Source organism: Actinomadura sp. 7K534 (genome assembly GCF_004348575.1).
GTDB classification, from domain to species: domain Bacteria; phylum Actinomycetota; class Actinomycetes; order Streptosporangiales; family Streptosporangiaceae; genus Spirillospora; species Spirillospora livida.
Window position 1 is genome coordinate 1 of record NZ_SMKB01000166.1, and the last position, 16,164, is coordinate 16,164.

Below are 16,164 nucleotides of genomic sequence, written 5' to 3' on the forward strand. Positions count from 1 at the left end.
GCCGAGGGTGGGTGCGGTCAGCACGATGCCGCGCGGGGGGTTGGCGGACTGGTCGAGGGCCAGCACGCCGCTCGCGACCTCGCGGTCCAGGGCGCGGCCGCGCTGCGCCACGACGAGGGTCAGGTCGCTGGCGGCGGCCGCGGCGATGGTGTCGGCGCCGTTGATGTCGGGAGTGGTGATGATCACGATGCGCGACTCGCGGCCGGCCCGGTCGACCGCCCGGGTCAGCTGCCGGTCGTCGTCGCTGCGCACCAGCCGGACGGTGAACGCGCGGCGGGCGCGGGCGGCGCGCGGCGGGTCGACGGGGTCCTCCCCGTCGGCGGCGATGCGCAGCACGGTCGTCGCCGAGCCGCCCTCGGTGCACAGCTCGGCCAGCTCGTAGGCCAGTTCGGTGCCCGCGGACGCGGGGACGCCGACGACGAGCACGGTGGTGGCCTCGGCGTCGAACACCAGGTTGCGCAGGCGGCGGCAGACCTCGCGGTGCCCGCCGCCGAGCGTCGGCGCCTCCACCATGATCGGCAGCCGGCTGTGCAGCCGGACGTCGGCGGGCCGGCGGATGCGGCGCGGCCGCATCTCGCGCACCAGCACGTAGCCGAGCCAGACCAGCAGCCCGAGCCCGATGCCGCTGGCGCCCGCGATGTCGCGGTTCGGGTCGTCGCGCCGCTCGGGCAGCCCGGCCGCCCGCAGCACCTCGCCGGGCTGCTCCTCCTTGCTCTTCAGCCCGGCGATCTGCCGTTCCACGTCGCGGATCTGCTTCACGATCGCCTGGCGGCGGGTGCGGGTGGTGATCCGGCGCAGCTCGTCCTCGTCGCCCGGCAGCGCGCGCAACTGCGTCCTGAGCAGGACGAGGTTCTGCTCCAGCGCCTCGCGGTTGCGCTGCTGGAGCTGGCCGAGGATCTGCTTGCGCAGCGTCAGGTACGCGTCGGCGACGACCTCGGCGCCCCGCCGCGCGTCCGCCGGCGTCCCGCCCCGCACGCCGATCGTCAGGACGTGGGTGCCGGTCGGCACCGTCAAGTCGACGCGTTCGCGGAGCTCGTCGTAGGGGGCGTCGAAGCCGGGATGCCTCGCGAGCTCGGCCAGCACCTTCTCCGACCACACGAGCTGGGCCTCGGTGTCCATCGTGGTCTCGCGCGGATTCCGCAGGTTGAAGTCCAGCGCCGAACCGATGTCGATGCCGGGGTGCAGCGCGACGGGCGGCGCCAGCACCGAGATCCGCGCGGTGTACGTCGCGGGGGTGAGCGCGACCTTGGCGGCGCCGAGCGCTCCGCCGACCAGCACCGCGATCACCAGCGCGGTGAGGTGCCGCCGGACGGCGCCCACGAACCGCGTGACCGGGATCGAGTCCGGCGCCGTGGGCGGTTCCGCCTGCACGCTGGACGGGCCGAGGGTGCGCTTGTTCATGCCGTCCTACCGGGCGCCCGTCCGCCGCCACGCCGGCTCGGCGCCGAGGAGCGCGGCGAGCTTGTCGTCGTAGGGGGCGTAGTGGTCGGCGAGGCGGCGGTGCAGGTGGACCGGCAGCGGGGACCCCGGCCGGGCGTTGTGCCGCTCGAACGCGGCGGGCCGCCACCGCGGCAGGCCGAGGAAGTCCAGGATCGAGTCGTAGCAGGGCTCCGGCTCGGTGAAGAAGTCCTCGGCGTACACGACCAGCACCCGTTCCCGCCCGAACAGCTCGAACAGCCGCTCGATCTGGTCGGCGTACTGGCCGCGGTCCACGTACGAGTGGTGCCGGTGGCCGTGGCTGACGTACGCCGGGTCGGCCTTGATCTTGTCGACCTCGCCGGCGAGCCGCTCCGGCTCCAGGTCCAGCGCCCGCTCGAACGGCTCGGTCTCGAATCCGCGGGCCAGCTCGTGCTTGTGCGCCGAGTAGGCGCGCACCACCGGGTCGCGGAGCAGCGCGATCAGCTTCACGCCGGGCAGGTCCCGCGCGATCCGCTCCGGCGCCAGCGGGTGGTGCATGTAGTAGCCGGCGGACTCGAACGCCAGCGGGGCCGTCCCGCCCCCGCCGGGCAGGTCCGCCGCCGCGGTGCGGCGCTCGGCGAGCGAGCGGACCGGGAAGTGCCCACGGTACCAGGACAGGCCGCGCGGGTAGTTGACGTCGAAGTAGTGCACGCCCTTGTGGAAGTTCGGCTGGGCGGTCGCCGGGTGCGCCGCCAGCGCCCGGAACAGCGACGTGGTGCCGCCGCGCTGCGTCCCGACCATCAGGAAGTCCGGCAGCATGCGGGCGCCGGAGGTCAGCCGCCCGCCGGCGCGGGTGGCCGCGCGGCCGGCCTCCTTGACCCACTGCGGAGCGTCACGGCGCGAGATCAAGGGTTCCTCCCGGAGTCGGTTCGCGGCGGGTGGGAGCGCAGCAGTTCCAGCAGCCGCTCGGTGTCGGCGCGCAGCGGGCCGCCGATTGGCTCCTGCGCGGCCAGCAGGTAGCGGCGGCACAGCTCCAGCAGGTACAGGCGGACGGTCGCCTGCGCGGCGGCGCCGGTCGGCCCGAGCGGCTCCAGCGCGGCGGGCGCGGTGTCCGGCCAGGTCGCGTAGGGCGGCCCGGACGCGGTGCGCATCGCCTCCTGCAGCCGGTAGTGCAGCAGGTCGAACCCGTTCGGGACGCCGCGGGCGAACCGCTCCCAGTCCCACAGGCGCAGCACGCCGCGGTGCCAGGCCATGTTCCAGGGCGTCCAGTCGCCGTGCCAGGCGCCGAAGTCGAGGGCCAGGTCCCCGTACGCCTTCCCGGTGGTCTCGATGACGTCGCCGAACCGGTCGCGCTGCCCGTCGTCCAGGACCCGCGCGGGGCTCGCGGTCAGCGCGTCCCAGAAGCCGCTGTCGCGCAGCGCGGCCCGCTCGACGCCGCCGACCTCGAACAGCGTCCGCATCTCGTCGAGCGGCGCCCGGCCGCGCGGGCGCCAGCCGAGCGCGCCGGTCGGCAGGGGTTCGAGGACGAGCAGGTCGAGCCCGTGCCACGTCCCGTGGTGCAGCAGCCGCGGGACGTGCAGCCGGGCGTGCCGGTCCGCGTGCTCGCCGGCGGGGCCGGGCAGCCGCGCGTTCAGGTACGCCAGGGCGTCGGCCTCGCCCGCGAGTAGGTCGCGGGCCGTGCCGGTGTCGCCCACCTTGACGAACGCGACCGGCTCGCCGCGCGGGGACAGGACCTGCAGGATCGGCTTGCGGTTGGCGCGGGCGCTGCCGAGGCCGATGCTGACCACGACCGGGCGGCCGAGCAGCTCGGCCAGGCGGTCCTCGACGGAGGCGCCGCCGCCGGTCACCACCAGCCGGTCCTTCAGCCCCCGCTCCGGCAGCCCGGTGCGGACGGCCGCCGCGGTGACCCCGCGCGCGGCGCGCTGCTTCGGGCCGAGGTCGTGGCTGTAGCGGCGCAGCGCGGCCGCCGCGGCCCGCGGCAGCCCGGCCGGCACCAGCAGCCGCGGCCGCCGGGCGTCCGGCAGGAACGCCAGCTCCCGGCGGGCGCCCGCCGCCTCGCCGGGGCCGGCGGACTCGACGCGCGCGTCCGGCCACAGATCCTCGACTGCCTCGATCCAGGCGCGCCGCACGTCCTCGCCGCTCATCGCGATGCTCCGACGGTGGCGTGGGAGGCGGCCCCGCCGCGGGCGTCCCGCCGGGCCCGCCACATCAGCGCGACCGCGATCATCACCGTGTACAGCGGTACCTCCACCATGTCGTACGTGATCATGAAAAGCCCGCAGGCGATCAGCACCGCGCAGCCCGCGAGCGAGTAGGCGCCGCGGTCGCGCCAGTGCCGGAAGAACCGGATCGTGAAGAACGCGCAGAACGCGATCGTCCCGATCACCCCGTTGGCGAATATCAGCAGCCACAGGTGCCCCTGCGTGCCGAGCGGCGGCGACTCGCACGCCTTGCAGCCGACCTTCGCGCCGCCGGCCACCTGGCCGAGGTCGCCCTGCACGTTGCGGGTGGAGCCGAAGCCGACCAGCGGGGACCCGGTGAGGGCGCTGCGGGTCGTCTCCTCGGCGAGCATCGTGCGGCGGTTGTTGCTGTGCGGGTTCTCCAGCCGGTCCTGGACGAGGCCGGGCAGCGGCGACAGCGCCACGACGATCGCGCCGACGGCCGCCATCCCCGCCGTCCAGGCGATCACCCGCGGCCCGCCGACCTGGAGGAGCTTGACGACCCCGAACAGCCCCATCACGCCGAGCGCCGCCCACAGGCCCCGGTTCAGCGAGTAGACGACCGGCCACAGGGACGCGGCCAGGACGACGAACGCGAACACGCGGCGGCGCGTCCCGGCCCGCAGGACCCAGGTCAGCAGGAAGTAGGGGAGGAAGAACGCGTAGGCGGCGCCCCACGTGTTGGCGTACGCGAACGGCGCCATCGGCCGGGACTGCTCGAACCCGAGGATCGATTCGAGGTCGGCCACCTTCGGATGGACGATGTCGCGGACGAACGAGTTCTCCGCCAGCCCGCGCGGCAGCATCATCTCGACCGGCGAGGTGAGCTGGATCGAGGGGAAGAACGAGCCGATCAGCCCGCCGACGGCCGTCACGACGAACATGTAGCCGAGCAGCTTGCCGATCCGGCCGGACGGCAGGTCGCGCTCGCTGAGGTTGCCGATGTACAGCAGGACGACGGTGATCGAGACGTACCAGGCGAGCCGCCAGCCGTAGACCAGCAGCCTGCTGAAGCCGCCGCCGGGTTCGGCGAAGGGGGCGTCCGCCCACAGCACCAGCACGCCCAGCAGGACCCAGACCAGGAAGAACAGCCAGACGCCGAACCCGCTGGGCGCGACGAGCGTGCCGCGCCGCCGCCACAGCGTCAGCGCCATCGGCACCGTCATGACCAGCAGGACCACGTTGGCGAGGCCGAGGATCCACCACAGCGGGAAGGCGAGGAAGGCGACGCTGAGCGGCCAGCCCGGCTGCAGGCGCCACGGCAGCAGCCGCGGCGTCGCGAGGGGCGTGTTCCCCGCGATCCCTCGCATCCCGGTCAATCACCGCTCCGTTCCCCTGGACCGCACCGGCGGGTGCGCGGACCGCGCCGCCCGGTGACCGGACGCACCGCCCGCGTCCCTGGAAGGACGCGCATCGTTGGTGGACGTCCGGCCGCCTGCCTGGGACGACACCGGGCGCTGGCCGGATGCGGCCACGCTCGCCGGTGCTCCGCCGCGGCCCGCCGAGCGTCCTTCCGAGGTGCGCAGCGTACCTCGCGGGACGCGATGGACGTGTCCGCGGATGCGGGGACACGTCCCATCCGGGACTGAGATCCACTGCCGTTCGATGGTTGAAACCTAAAAGTTAGTGATCTGAACGTCGGCGGCACATGCGCACTGGCTACGCTTACCCGGCGCCGGTCACCTTTACGCGCACGATACGACTGGTTTGCTTCTACATAGCACGGAGGGGTCGATGGGCAGACGCAGGTGGGGGACCATCGCCGCGGGGGCCGTCCTGGCGCTGGGGACGCTGACGGGCCTCGTCACCGCCCCGGCGCACGCCGACGACAGGGGCTCGCAGCTCGACCACGGCCGCGTGGTCGGCGACGACCCGGCGGACCACACTCCGCAGGTCCTGGACGGCGACGTCAAGTCGATCATCAAGATCGGCGGCAAGATCTACGTGGGCGGTTCCTTCACCCAGGTCAAGGAGCCCGGCGGCGGCAAGCCGACGCTGACCCGCAACCGGCTGTTCGCCTTCGACGCCGCCACCGGCGCCATCGACCCCGACTTCGCGCCCAGCCTCAACAAGGGCGAGGCCAGCGCGCTGCTCGCCGCCCCCGACGGGCAGTCGCTCTACGTCGGCGGCAACTTCAGCGAGATCAACGGCGTCCGCCACTTCGTGCTCGCGCGGCTCAACGCGCAGACCGGCGCGCCGATCACCTCGTTCAACCCGCAGTTCGACGCCAGGGTGCGCGACCTGCGGCTCGCCGGCGGCCGGCTGTACGCCGCCGGCACCTTCGGCACCGTCGGCGGCGCCGCCCGGCCCGCCCTCGCCGCGCTGAACCCGCAGACCGGCGCGCGCGACGACTTCCTCGACCTGAACTTCGCCGGAACCCAGACCGGCGACGGCGTCACCCAGGTCTACAAGATGGACGTCAGCCCCGACGGCTCCAAGCTCGTCGGCGTCGGGAACTTCAGCTCGGTCAACGGCGCGACCCGGCGCCAGATCGTCATGCTCGACCTGAGCGGCGCGAGCGCCCAGCTCGCCAACTGGGACACCACCCGCTACGGCGACCAGTGCTCCCAGTCGTTCGACACCTACATGCGCGACGTCGACTTCTCGCCGGACGGCAGGTTCTTCGTCGTGACGACCACCGGCGCCTACGGCACGCCGCCCAAGCTGTGCGACACCCACGCCCGCTGGGAGAGCGCCACCACGGGCGCCGGACAGCAGCCGACCTGGGTGAACTACACCGGCGGCGACACCAGCTACGCGGTCGAGATCACCGACACCGCCGTCTACGTCGGCGGCCACTTCCGCTGGGCCAACAACCCCTTCCGCGCCGACCGCGCCGGCGAGGGCGCCGTCTCCCGCGAGGGCATCGCCGCGCTCGACCCCGCCAGCGGCCTGCCGTTCTCCTGGAACCCCGGCCGCGACAAGGGCGTCGGCGTCTTCGACATGCTCGCCACCGACGAGGGCCTGTACATCGGCAGCGACACCGACAACGTCGGCGGCGAGTGGCACCCCAAGCTCGCGCTGTTCCCGCTCGCCGGCGGCAAGGCGATCCCGCCGAACCACACCGGTGAGCTGCCCGGCAACGTCTACTACGCCGGCGGGACCGGCTTCGGCGCGCAGAACTACCTCAAGCACCGCTCGTTCGACGGCACCACCGCCGGGGCCGAGGTCGACGACGGCACCGCCGGCGTCGACTGGCGGTCCGCCCGCGGCGCCTTCATGATCAACAACGAGCTGTTCTACGGCGGCTCGGACGGCTCGTTCAACCGGCGCTCCTTCGACGGGGCGACGCTCGGCGCGGCCACCCCGATCGACACCGCCGACCAGCTCGTCAACATGTCGACCTGGCACAACCAGGTCCGCAACATCACCGGGATGTTCTTCTCGCACGGCCGGATCTACTACACGCGCGGGCAGTCCGCGCTGTACTACCGGACGTTCACCCCGGAGAGCAACGTCGTCGGCGCGCAGGAGTCCACCGCCGTCGGCAACCTGCCCGGAATGAGCTGGAGCAACGCCGGCGGGATGTTCGTCGACGGCCAGCACCTCTACTACGTCAACAACGGCAACGGCAGGCTCTACCGCGTCGCGTTCTCCGAGGCCGGGGTCCCGTCCGGGGCCTCCACCGAGGTGAGCTCCGCCGACTGGCGCGGCCGGGCGGTGTTCCTGTTCGCCGGGACGCCCAACCAGAAGCCGAACGCCACCTTCACCAGCAACTGCGACGCCCTGGAGTGCGCGTTCGACGCGTCCGGCTCGGCCGACCCCGACGGTTCGATCGAGTCGTACGCGTGGGACTTCGGCGACGGTGAGACCGGCACTGGCGCGACGCCGCAGCACGCCTACGACGAGCCCGGCACCTACACCGTGAAGCTCACGGTGACCGACGACCGCGACGGCGAGGGCGTCAAGGAGCAGGAGATCACGGTCTCGCCGAACCAGACCGACATCGCCTTCCGGGCCGGCGTCGGCGGCAACGCCAACGTCAGCACCGCCTACGCGCAGATCCCGGCGTCGGTGCAGCCCGGCGACGGCATGATCCTGATCCTGACCTACAGCAGCGGCGACCACTCGATGACGACGCCGCCCGCCGGCTGGACGCAGGTCGACAGCCAGGAGGTCGGCAGCTCGACGTCCGTCCTGTGGAAGCGGGTCGCCCAGGAAGGGGACGCCGGGCAGCAGGTCGACATCGGGCTGAGCGGCATCACCAAGGCCGACATACGGCTGCTGGCCTACGACGGCACCGACACGTCCGACCCGGTCGCGGCGGTCGCCAAGGGCAGCGACCCCACTGCCGTCACCGAGCACACCAGCCCCAATGCGGAAGTCGCCGCGGGCGGTTCGTGGGCGATCACGTACTGGGGCGACAAGTCGTCCAGCACCACCGAGTGGACGGCTCCGGCCGGTGTCACGACCCGCGGCACCGGCGTCGGCTCGGGCGGCGGCCGCATCAGCGCCCTGATCGCCGACAGCGGCGGCGCCGTCGCCACCGGCAATTACGGGGGCAAGACGGCGACGACCAACGCGTCCAGCCGCGCCGCCATGTGGACGATCATCCTCGCCCGCGGCGCCGGCGGTGCGGGCAACCAGGCGCCGACGGCCGCCTTCACCAGCGACTGCGACGCCCTGGAGTGCACGTTCGACGGGTCCGGCTCGACCGACCCGGACGGTGACGTCGAGTCCTACGCGTGGGAGTTCGGCGACGGGCACACGGGCACGGGCGCGACGCCGCAGCACGCCTACGACGAGCCGGGCACGTACCCGGTGAAGCTCACGGTGACCGACGACCGCGGTGCGGAGGCCGTCACGACCGAGCAGGTCGTGGCGGCCTCCGCCCAGGCGGCGGGCATCTCCTACCGCGGCGGCACGGGCGGCAACGCCAACGTCAGCACCGCCTACGCGCAGATCCCGGCGTCGGTCCAGCCCGGCGACGGACTGATCATGGTGCTGACGTTCAACAGCGCCGACCACGAGGTGACGACGCCGCCCGCGGGCTGGACGGAGGTCGAGAGCCAGGAGGTCGGCAGCGCGACGTCCGTCCTGTGGAAGCGGGTGGCGCAGGCGGGCGACGCCGGGCAGCAGGTCGACATCGGGCTGAGCGGCTACACCAAGGCCGACATCCGGCTGCTGGCGTACGCGGGCACCGACACGTCCGACCCGATCGCGGCGGTCGAGAAGGACAGCGACTCCAGCGCGGTCGCCCAGCACACCAGCCCCGACGCGTCGGTCGGTGGGGCCGGTGCCTGGGCGGTGACGTACTGGGGCGACAAGTCGTCCAGCACGACCGCGTGGACCGCTCCAGCCGGTGTCACGACCCGCGGCACCGGCATCGGGTCCGGGGGCGGCCGCATCACCAGCCTCATCGTCGACAGCGGCGAAGCGGTCGGCGGCGGCAGCTACGGCGGCAAGACGGCGACGACCAACGCGTCCAGCCGCGCCGCCATGTGGACGATCATCCTCGCCCGCGGCTGACGCGGACCCCGAACGCGAACGGGCCCCCGCCGGAACCTTCCGGCGGGGGCACGTTCGCGTTGTCAGCGGTGGTTGCGGCTCAGCGGTGGCCGGGGCTCAGCAGAAGTCCTGCCACGCCTCGCGGCTGGGGGCGTCCAGGAGGCGGAAGTCGCCCGTCTCCCAGTCGAGGTCGAAGTAGGAGACCCAGAGCGCGCCGTGCTCCTTCAGGTAGGCGTTGGTCTCGCGGAGCCAGGCGGCGCGCTTCTCGCCGTTGTCGTCGCCGACGAGGTAGCTGCCGGTCTCGGCGACGCCGAAGGGCAGTTTCTCCTGCTCGCTGAGGGCGACGACCCGGTCGTACATCATGGCGGGGGAGTCGTAGCGCCCCTTCTTCCAGCCGAGGTTGTAGGTGTCCCACCCGAGGACCTGGATGACGTCGCGGCCCGGGTAGTAGTCGCGCCAGTTGCGCTTGGACTCCGCCTCGAGGCTCCAGCTCATCAGGACGAGCGTGGCGTGCAGGCGCGGGTTGCCGGCCTTGTCGGCGAGGTCCCGCAGGCGGCGCCAGGCGGCACGGTAGTCGGCCGCGGTGAACTCGCCCTTGGCGATGTTGTCCTCGGGCTCGTGGTAGAAGACCCAGTAGACGTCGCGGTCGCGGGGCGCGGTGCCGAACCAGCGGGTCATGGCCGCGTCGTGCTTGCCCGCCAGGACGTCCTTGGGCGCGAGCTTGAACGAGATGATCGGCGGGCGCTTCCCGATGTCGGGGTTGCCGGGCCACGCCGGGGGGATGCCGCGGTAGAACAGCCGGACGGTCTCCAGCCCGCCGTACCTTCCGTCCAGGCGGCTGAGGGCCTGCTGGAACGTCTCGCCCGGCTTGAGGTTGAGGGAGATGCCGCAGAGAGTCCGGCCGTCGCCGCGGCGCTTCGCGGTCTCGGCGGAAGCGCTCGGCCGCGGCGCCCAGGTCGGCTCGGGGCCGGGTTGCGGCAGGGCGGTGCCCGACGCGTCGGGCGTCCCGGTGGCGGACGGGCTCGGGGACGCGGCCCGCCCGGGACGGGTGGTCAGCACTAGGCGGGGCCCGCCGTCCGCGGCCTCCCGCGAGTGCACCGACGCCGCCGACGACTCGTTCCGGTTGGTGATGGCGAACGCGTAGCGGCCGGGGCTGTTCACGACGGAGCCGACCTCGAAGGAGATCTTGTCGCCGCGGGCGGTGCCGGTCGCGACGACTCGGCCCGTGGCGGGCCGGTTGCTCCAGGACGTCCCGGACTCGCTCCAGGGGGCGGTCACCGAGCGCAGCTCGACCACCTCGGGCCGGTTCTCCGGCCGGTCGAAGGTCAGCTCCACGCGGGCCCCGGTGATGCGGGACGCGCTGCGCGGCACGTCGAACGCCACGTACGCCTCGGTGTGCCATTCGGGCCAGACCGAGGCGGTGATCTTCCCGGCGTCACCGAACCCCCGGCCGGGCATCTCGCGTACCACGTAGGTGTCGGCCGACGCGGGAACGACGGACTCGGCGGTGGCGGAGGCCGTCCGGGCGTCGCGGTCGGGCCCGGGGCCGCTCAGCGCGATCGCGCCGACCGAGCCGCCGACGACCAGGAGGGTGCCCGCGGAGGTGTAGTAGAAGGAGGGACGCGGACCGCGCCGCCGCCCGCGGCGCCGTGCCGGCGGCACGGGCTGCGAGCGGCGCGCGTCGGGCCGGTGGTGACCACCGGGGAACGGGTCGCGTTGTTGCACAGGCAGCCCCTTCCACTGGCTGGTCGTCGCCCCTTATCGCACGTCGTCCCTTTATCTCATACGGGATGCACCGAGCTCAGCCCAAGGGGAACATCCCGATGCGGCCGTGGTACTCGCGGCCGAGCTGGTCGGTGTCGCTGCCGACGAGCAGGCCCTTGGGGTGGGCGACGAGCGCCTCGACGCCGTGGCCGAGCGTCCGCGTCGGGTTCCACGCGAGCGCCTTGCCGGTCTGCGGGTTGATGGCGCCGATGCCGGGCCGCGACACCGCGCCGGGGCCGGCGTGGTCGCGCCCGTACGGGTTGTCCAGCCAGCGCTGGTGCCCGCCGACGTAGACGGCGGCGCCGGTGACCGTGGTGGACAGCAGCGTGTCGCCGCCGGTCCAGTTGACCCAGGTCGGGTCCTGGCCGGCGCCGGTGGCGCCGGACTCCCAGCGGGCGGCGGTGTCGCACAGCTGGCTGGTGCCGTAGGGGCCGCCGGTGGTGACGACCACGAAGTACTTGCCGTCGGGGGAGAAGTCCATGCCGCGCATGTAGGTGTCGAACGCGGAGAGGTTGCAGGGGGTGGCGTACCGCTGGGTGGACCAGGTCGACAGCTTCGCGGCGCCCGAACCCGTGTTGATCATGGCGATCTGGTGCCGGGACTGCCCGTTGACCTGGGTGAACGTCCCGTTGATCACCATCCGGCTGTCGGCGGGGTCGACGGCGAGGCGGTAGACCTTGAGGGTGCCGGACCGCGGCTTGGTGATGGTGAAGTTGAAGCCGTTGTCGGCGGCGCCGGTCAGCGCGTCGACCCGCGCGAGGGCGGTGCGGGCCTTGCCGCCCGCCTGGGTGAACGAGCCGCCGATGTAGAGCCGGAGGCCGCGCCGCACCATCGTGGTGACGCGGTAGTTGACGTTGGGCTTGAAGCCGGTGTGCACCTGGTTCGTGGTCGCCCGGATCGAGGCGACGGTGCCCGTCTTCCTGCCGTTGACGTTCTTGAACGTCCCGGCCATGTAGACCCAGCCGCCCGTCCCGGCCTGCAGCGCGTGGACGGTGCCGTCGACCTTGGGGACGAACGTCGTGCTGATCTTCCCCGTGCTCATGTCGTAGGCGAACAGGTTGTTCCGCTTGAGCACCGGCTTGCCGCTGCCCGCCTCACGGACCTCCGCGAAGTTCCCGCCGACGACGACGAGGCTGCCGGTGACGGCGATCGTCCGGACGGTGCCGTCCAGGACGTGCGGGGTGTTGTTCACCGGGTTGTCCGAGACCACCTTGGACTGTGCGATGTCGGCCGAGGCCGCGCTCGCCACTGCCGGCACGGCGAACGCCGCGAGAGAGGTGGCCGTGAGACAAGCGAGGAAGGGGCGCATGGGGGTACTCCGGAGTGCGGCCGGGGTTGGTGATGGCATCTTGTCCTACCACATGGGTTATTTTCAGGCAGCGGTTCGGGGGAAAGCGTCGCGCGATAGAAACGTCCTCACGCCGCCGGGTTCCTGCCGTGCCGGATGCGGTGCAGGAGGACCCGGGCCAGGTAGGAGCCCAGTTCGATGGTGTAGCGGCGCCAGAGCCGGCGCGGTTCGCGGGCCAGCCGGTACAGGAAGCCGACGCGCAGCTTCAGGACCCACGCCGGGTAGTACTCGCGGCGCTCGGCGAGGTGCTCGAAGTACGCGCCGCACGTGAGGATCACCGGCGCGGTGAGGCGGTCGCGGTACTCGCTGACGAACCGCTGCTGGAGGGGCGTCCCGAGGCCGACGTGGAGGACGTCCGGGGACGCGTCGTTGATCTCGGCGACGAGCCGTTCGGCGGTCTCGGCGGGGAGCCGGCCGTGCTCGTCGGCCCAGTGGCCGTGCAGGGTGCCGGCGACGGCCAGTCCCGGGTACCACTTCCGGACGTTCTCGGCGGCCTGCTCGGCGACGCCCGGGGCGTTGCCGAACAGGAACACCCGCCAGCCCTCCTCGGCGGGCTGCCCGAACAGGTCGTCGGTGAGGTCGTCGTTCGCCATCCGCCCGGGGACGGGCCGCCCGAAGACCTTCGCGGCCAGCACGACGCCCCAGCCGTCGGGGAGGTTGAGGTCGAAGCCGTTCATGAGGTCGCGCAGCGCGTGGTCCTTCTGCGCCTTGCGGACGTAGTCCGGGTTGGCGAAGGTGATCGTCAGCTTCGCCCGCTCCTTGACGGCCGCCGCGACGAACGACCGGAGCTGCGCGGCGTCGATGCGGCTGACCCGCACGCCCAGGACGTCGACGGTGTCATGCGGCCATCGGTCATGCGGCCGCCCATCATGCGGCCATCGTTGGTCCACTCGTGTCCTGCCCTCCTGGACTGCCCGCGCCGACGGGGGATCCGGCCCGAGAGGGCAGCGTATCCCTCCCGCGGGCCCGGCGAAGGCGCAGCACGAGCCAGCCGGCCGCCGCCGCGGTGAGCAGGCCGAGGAGCGTCCACCCGAGGGGGGCGGGCTCCATGCCGAACATCTTCAGCGACGAGGCGACCAGGACCAGGACCAGGAAGCGGCGGATGAGCGTGCTCGGGGCGCGCGAGGAGACCTTCGAGCCGAGGTAGACGCCGGGAATGGAGCCGACGAGCAGGGCGGCGGTGACCTCCATCCGGAAGTCGCCGAAGAGCAGGTGGCCGATGGCGGCCGCGAACACCAGCGGGACGGCCTGGAGGAGGTCGGTGCCGACGAGCTGGTTGGCCTTGAGCGCCGGGTAGAGGGCGAGCAGCGCGACGATGATGAGGGAGCCGGAGCCGACCGAGGTGATGCCGACGACGAGCCCGCCGACGAGGCCGACCAGCACGGTCGGCACGGGGCGGACCGTGATCGCGGGCGCCTTCCCGTCGTTCCCCTCGGTCTCCGCCGGATCGGACCGCCGCCGGTGCGACATGTAGGCGCGCAGGACGAGCCCGCCCGCCGCGATCATCAGCGCGGCGCCCATCGCGATGCTGATGACGTCCTCGACCCGGCCGCCGTGGCCGAGCGCCCGCGCGAGCAGGACGCCGGAGAACGCGGCGGGGACCGAGCCCACGCAGAGCCAGCCGACGAGCCGCATGTTGATCGTGCCCTGCCGGTAGTGGACGGCGCTGCCGACGGGTTTCATCACGGCGGCGGCGACGAGGTCGCTGGACACGGCGGCCATCGGGCTCACCCCGAAGAACGTCACGAGCATCGGCGTCATCAGGGCGCCGCCGCCCATGCCGGTCAGCCCGACGATGATGGCGACGAGGAACGAGCCCAGCGCCATCGTCCAATCGAAGTCCATCGGCATGACCTACCAGCTATGTAGGGAAACGCGTCCACGATAGGGCACCTGACTTCCGGGTCCGTAACCCGGGTGGCGAGGCACAAACGGGACGTGCCCGACCGGCTGTGCCGGATGGGACCCGCCGCTCGGCGCGCTGTCCGCCGCTACGCGGGCCGCACCCAGCCGCCCTCGACGAGGAGGTCGAGGACCTTGCCGACCGCCTCGTCCGGCGACATCCGGGACGTGTCGAGGGTCAGATCGGCGTCGTCCGGCTCCTCGTAGGGGTCGGAGATGCCGGTGAACTCCGGGATGAGACCCGCCCGCGCCTTGGCGTACAGGCCCTTGCGGTCGCGGCGCTCGCACTCCTCCAGCGGCGTCGCGACGTGCACGAGGATGAAGTCGCCCACGGCGGACACCATCCGGCGCACCTCCGCGCGGGTCGCCGCGTACGGCGCGATCGGCGCGCAGATGGCGGTGCCGCCGTGCCGGGTGATCTCGGCGGCGACGAACCCGATCCGCCGGATGTTGAGGTCCCGGTCGGCGCGGGAGAACGTCAGGCCGGCCGACAGCATCCGCCGCACGACGTCGCCGTCCAGCAGCGTCACCGTCCGGCCGCCGCGCTCGACCAGGGCGTCCGCGAGGCCGCGCGCGACCGTGGACTTCCCGGAGCCGGACAGGCCGGTGAAGAACACCGTGATGCCGCGCGACAGCTTCGGGGGACGCGCGAGCGCGAGTTCGGCGGCGACGGCGGGCGGGGTGAACCAGTCGGGGACGGGTTCGCCGGCGTCCAGCAGCTCCCCGAGGCGCTCGGGGGTGAGCTCCGCCTGGACGTGGTCGGGCTCGATCCGCGCGACCGGCCGCCAGACCTCCACGTCGGCGTCGTAGGCCCACGGCTCGGGCACGACGACGGGGATCGCGGTGCCTTCGACCTCGCGGTCGGCGAGCAGGTGGGTCGCGCCGTAGGCGGCCGCGATGTGCGCGTGCAGCAGGACTTCGCGGTCCTTCGGCTCGCCGCGCGCGGGCAGCGGGACCGGGATGATCTGGGTGCCTTCCGGAAGCTCCCGGCGGACGGCCAGCAGGGCGCGGACGAGGGACTCGTCGTGCTCACCGCCCAGCATCGGCAGTACCAGGACCTTGGCGCCGAGCCGTTCGGCGACCTGCCGGAGCTGGCCGAGCTGCTTGCGGTGGAGGGGCTCCCCGGTGGCCACGGCGAGCACTTTGCCGGGGGGTGTGGGGGGTCGTCCCCCCTCGGGGGATTCTGTGAGCACGTCGCCCTCGTGGGGGCCGACTTCGTCCGGGCGGCGGCGCAGGCTGTGGAAGGGCCCGTGCGCGGGGGCGCGGAGGGCCTCCAGCGGCCCGGCGAGGCGCAGGTCCTGGGTCGTCGGGTCCTGCCACGCCTCGGTGACCCGCAGCACGGCGAGCGGCACGCCCTCCGGGTCCTGCAGGACGATCCGCTCGTGCTCGGTCAGCTCCTTCGGCACCGACAGGGTGACCGGGACCGGCCACGGGGTGCCGTCGGCCAGCCGGCCCCCGGCGATCACCATGGCGGTGTCGTACGAGCCGAGGAACCCGGTCAGCGGGCGGTACACGCCGGCCAGGATCAGCTCCAGGTCGGCGAGCTCCACCGCGTCCGGGGTCCAGGCGGGCAGGTCGCGCAGCGTGTCGGGAAGGCCGGCGTCGGCGGTCACCGCGATCTCCGATCCCGCCCGGCGCGAGGCCGGGCTGGTCCTGTGTGCTTGGAGTTTCCGCAGGAAAAATACTGTGCCGCGGGGGTGGACGCACCTCCGGCCTCGTGCGGACCCCGTTCAGATGACGCGGGCGAAGCGGTTCTCGGGCTTGCGGATCACGAAGGTGACCTCGCTGTGGTCCGCGGTGAGGCGTCCCCGGCTGACCGCCGACACCAGGCGGCAGAGCAGCTCGGCGGGGCCGGTTCCGGCCCCGAGCGCGCCGAGGGCCTGCCGGGAGGTGTACTCCTCGGAGATCACCAGCCCCCGCATCACGCAGTACCACTGGATGCCCGCGCGGGACGCGATCCGGTCGTAGGTCGCGGGGGGCGGGGCCGTCCGGACCACCGGCCGGGGCGGCCGCGGCGTCGCGGCCTCGGCACGGGTCTCCCTGCGGGGCTCACTGCGGGGCGCGGTGCGGGTCTCGGTGGGAGTC

The 16,164-nt window shown here is 73.1% G+C and carries 10 protein-coding genes and 1 pseudogene; 1 reads left to right on the forward strand and 10 read right to left on the reverse strand.

Annotation, left to right across the window (positions count from 1 at the left end):
* The 4 genes from E1266_RS26335 to E1266_RS26350 all read right to left on the reverse strand — a co-directional run.
* Nucleotides 1–1,401, reverse strand: a 1,401-nt coding sequence (locus E1266_RS26335) for a hypothetical protein (RefSeq protein WP_132051429.1), incomplete at its 3' end; no start/stop codon positions are given.
* 6 nt (nucleotides 1,402–1,407) lie between these two features.
* Nucleotides 1,408–2,307, reverse strand: coding sequence for a sulfotransferase domain-containing protein (locus E1266_RS26340; RefSeq protein ID WP_132051431.1), 900 nt, complete (start codon nucleotides 2,305–2,307; stop codon nucleotides 1,408–1,410).
* The gene (locus E1266_RS26345) at nucleotides 2,304–3,542 is read right to left on the reverse strand and encodes a hypothetical protein (RefSeq protein ID WP_132051433.1); all 1,239 of its coding nucleotides are present in this window, start codon (nucleotides 3,540–3,542) and stop codon (nucleotides 2,304–2,306) included. The genes E1266_RS26340 and E1266_RS26345 overlap by 4 nt, the downstream gene beginning before the upstream one ends.
* Nucleotides 3,539–4,927, reverse strand: coding sequence for a hypothetical protein (locus E1266_RS26350; protein WP_132051442.1), 1,389 nt, complete (start codon nucleotides 4,925–4,927; stop codon nucleotides 3,539–3,541). The genes E1266_RS26345 and E1266_RS26350 overlap by 4 nt, the downstream gene beginning before the upstream one ends.
* Before the next feature lie 424 nt (nucleotides 4,928–5,351).
* On the opposite strand from E1266_RS26350, the gene E1266_RS26355 reads away from it, so the two are divergent.
* The gene (locus tag E1266_RS26355; RefSeq protein ID WP_243718893.1) at nucleotides 5,352–9,086 is read left to right on the forward strand and encodes a PKD domain-containing protein; all 3,735 of its coding nucleotides are present in this window, start codon (nucleotides 5,352–5,354) and stop codon (nucleotides 9,084–9,086) included.
* Nucleotides 9,087–9,182: 96 nt separating this feature from the next.
* Here E1266_RS26355 and E1266_RS26360 read toward each other — a convergent pair whose 3' ends face one another.
* The 6 genes and pseudogenes from E1266_RS26360 to E1266_RS38225 all read right to left on the reverse strand — a co-directional run.
* Complete coding sequence (locus tag E1266_RS26360; protein WP_132051435.1) at nucleotides 9,183–10,790, reverse strand: DNRLRE domain-containing protein; 1,608 nt, start codon at nucleotides 10,788–10,790, stop codon at nucleotides 9,183–9,185.
* A 76-nt stretch (nucleotides 10,791–10,866) separates the two neighbouring features.
* Nucleotides 10,867–12,078: a hypothetical protein gene (locus E1266_RS26365; RefSeq protein ID WP_243718894.1), complete on the reverse strand. Its 1,212-nt coding sequence runs from the start codon at nucleotides 12,076–12,078 to the stop codon at nucleotides 10,867–10,869.
* 167 nt (nucleotides 12,079–12,245) lie between these two features.
* A complete protein-coding gene (locus tag E1266_RS26370) occupies nucleotides 12,246–13,067 on the reverse strand; it encodes a WecB/TagA/CpsF family glycosyltransferase (protein WP_132051438.1) in 822 nt (273 codons plus the stop codon).
* Nucleotides 13,045–14,022, reverse strand: coding sequence for a sulfite exporter TauE/SafE family protein (locus tag E1266_RS26375; RefSeq protein WP_165966217.1), 978 nt, complete (start codon nucleotides 14,020–14,022; stop codon nucleotides 13,045–13,047). The genes E1266_RS26370 and E1266_RS26375 overlap by 23 nt, the downstream gene beginning before the upstream one ends.
* Nucleotides 14,023–14,168: 146 nt before the next feature.
* Nucleotides 14,169–15,692 (reverse strand): adenylyl-sulfate kinase, encoded by a 1,524-nt coding sequence (cysC, locus tag E1266_RS26380; RefSeq protein WP_132051440.1) that lies wholly within the window; start codon nucleotides 15,690–15,692, stop codon nucleotides 14,169–14,171.
* Nucleotides 15,693–15,809: 117 nt separating this feature from the next.
* A pseudogene (locus E1266_RS38225) lies at nucleotides 15,810–16,164 on the reverse strand (hypothetical protein); the annotation flags it as partial.

Excerpts from the sequence above, each read along its gene's own strand:
- E1266_RS26345 (WP_132051433.1), bottom strand. The coding sequence starts at position 3,542 with ATGAGCGGCGAGGACGTGCGGCGCGCCTGGATCGAGGCAGTCGAGGAT.
- E1266_RS26355 (WP_243718893.1), top strand. The coding sequence starts at position 5,352 with ATGGGCAGACGCAGGTGGGGGACCATCGCCGCGGGGGCCGTCCTGGCG.
- E1266_RS26350 (WP_132051442.1), bottom strand. The coding sequence starts at position 4,927 with ATGCGAGGGATCGCGGGGAACACGCCCCTCGCGACGCCGCGGCTGCTG.
- E1266_RS26375 (WP_165966217.1), bottom strand. The coding sequence starts at position 14,022 with ATGGACTTCGATTGGACGATGGCGCTGGGCTCGTTCCTCGTCGCCATC.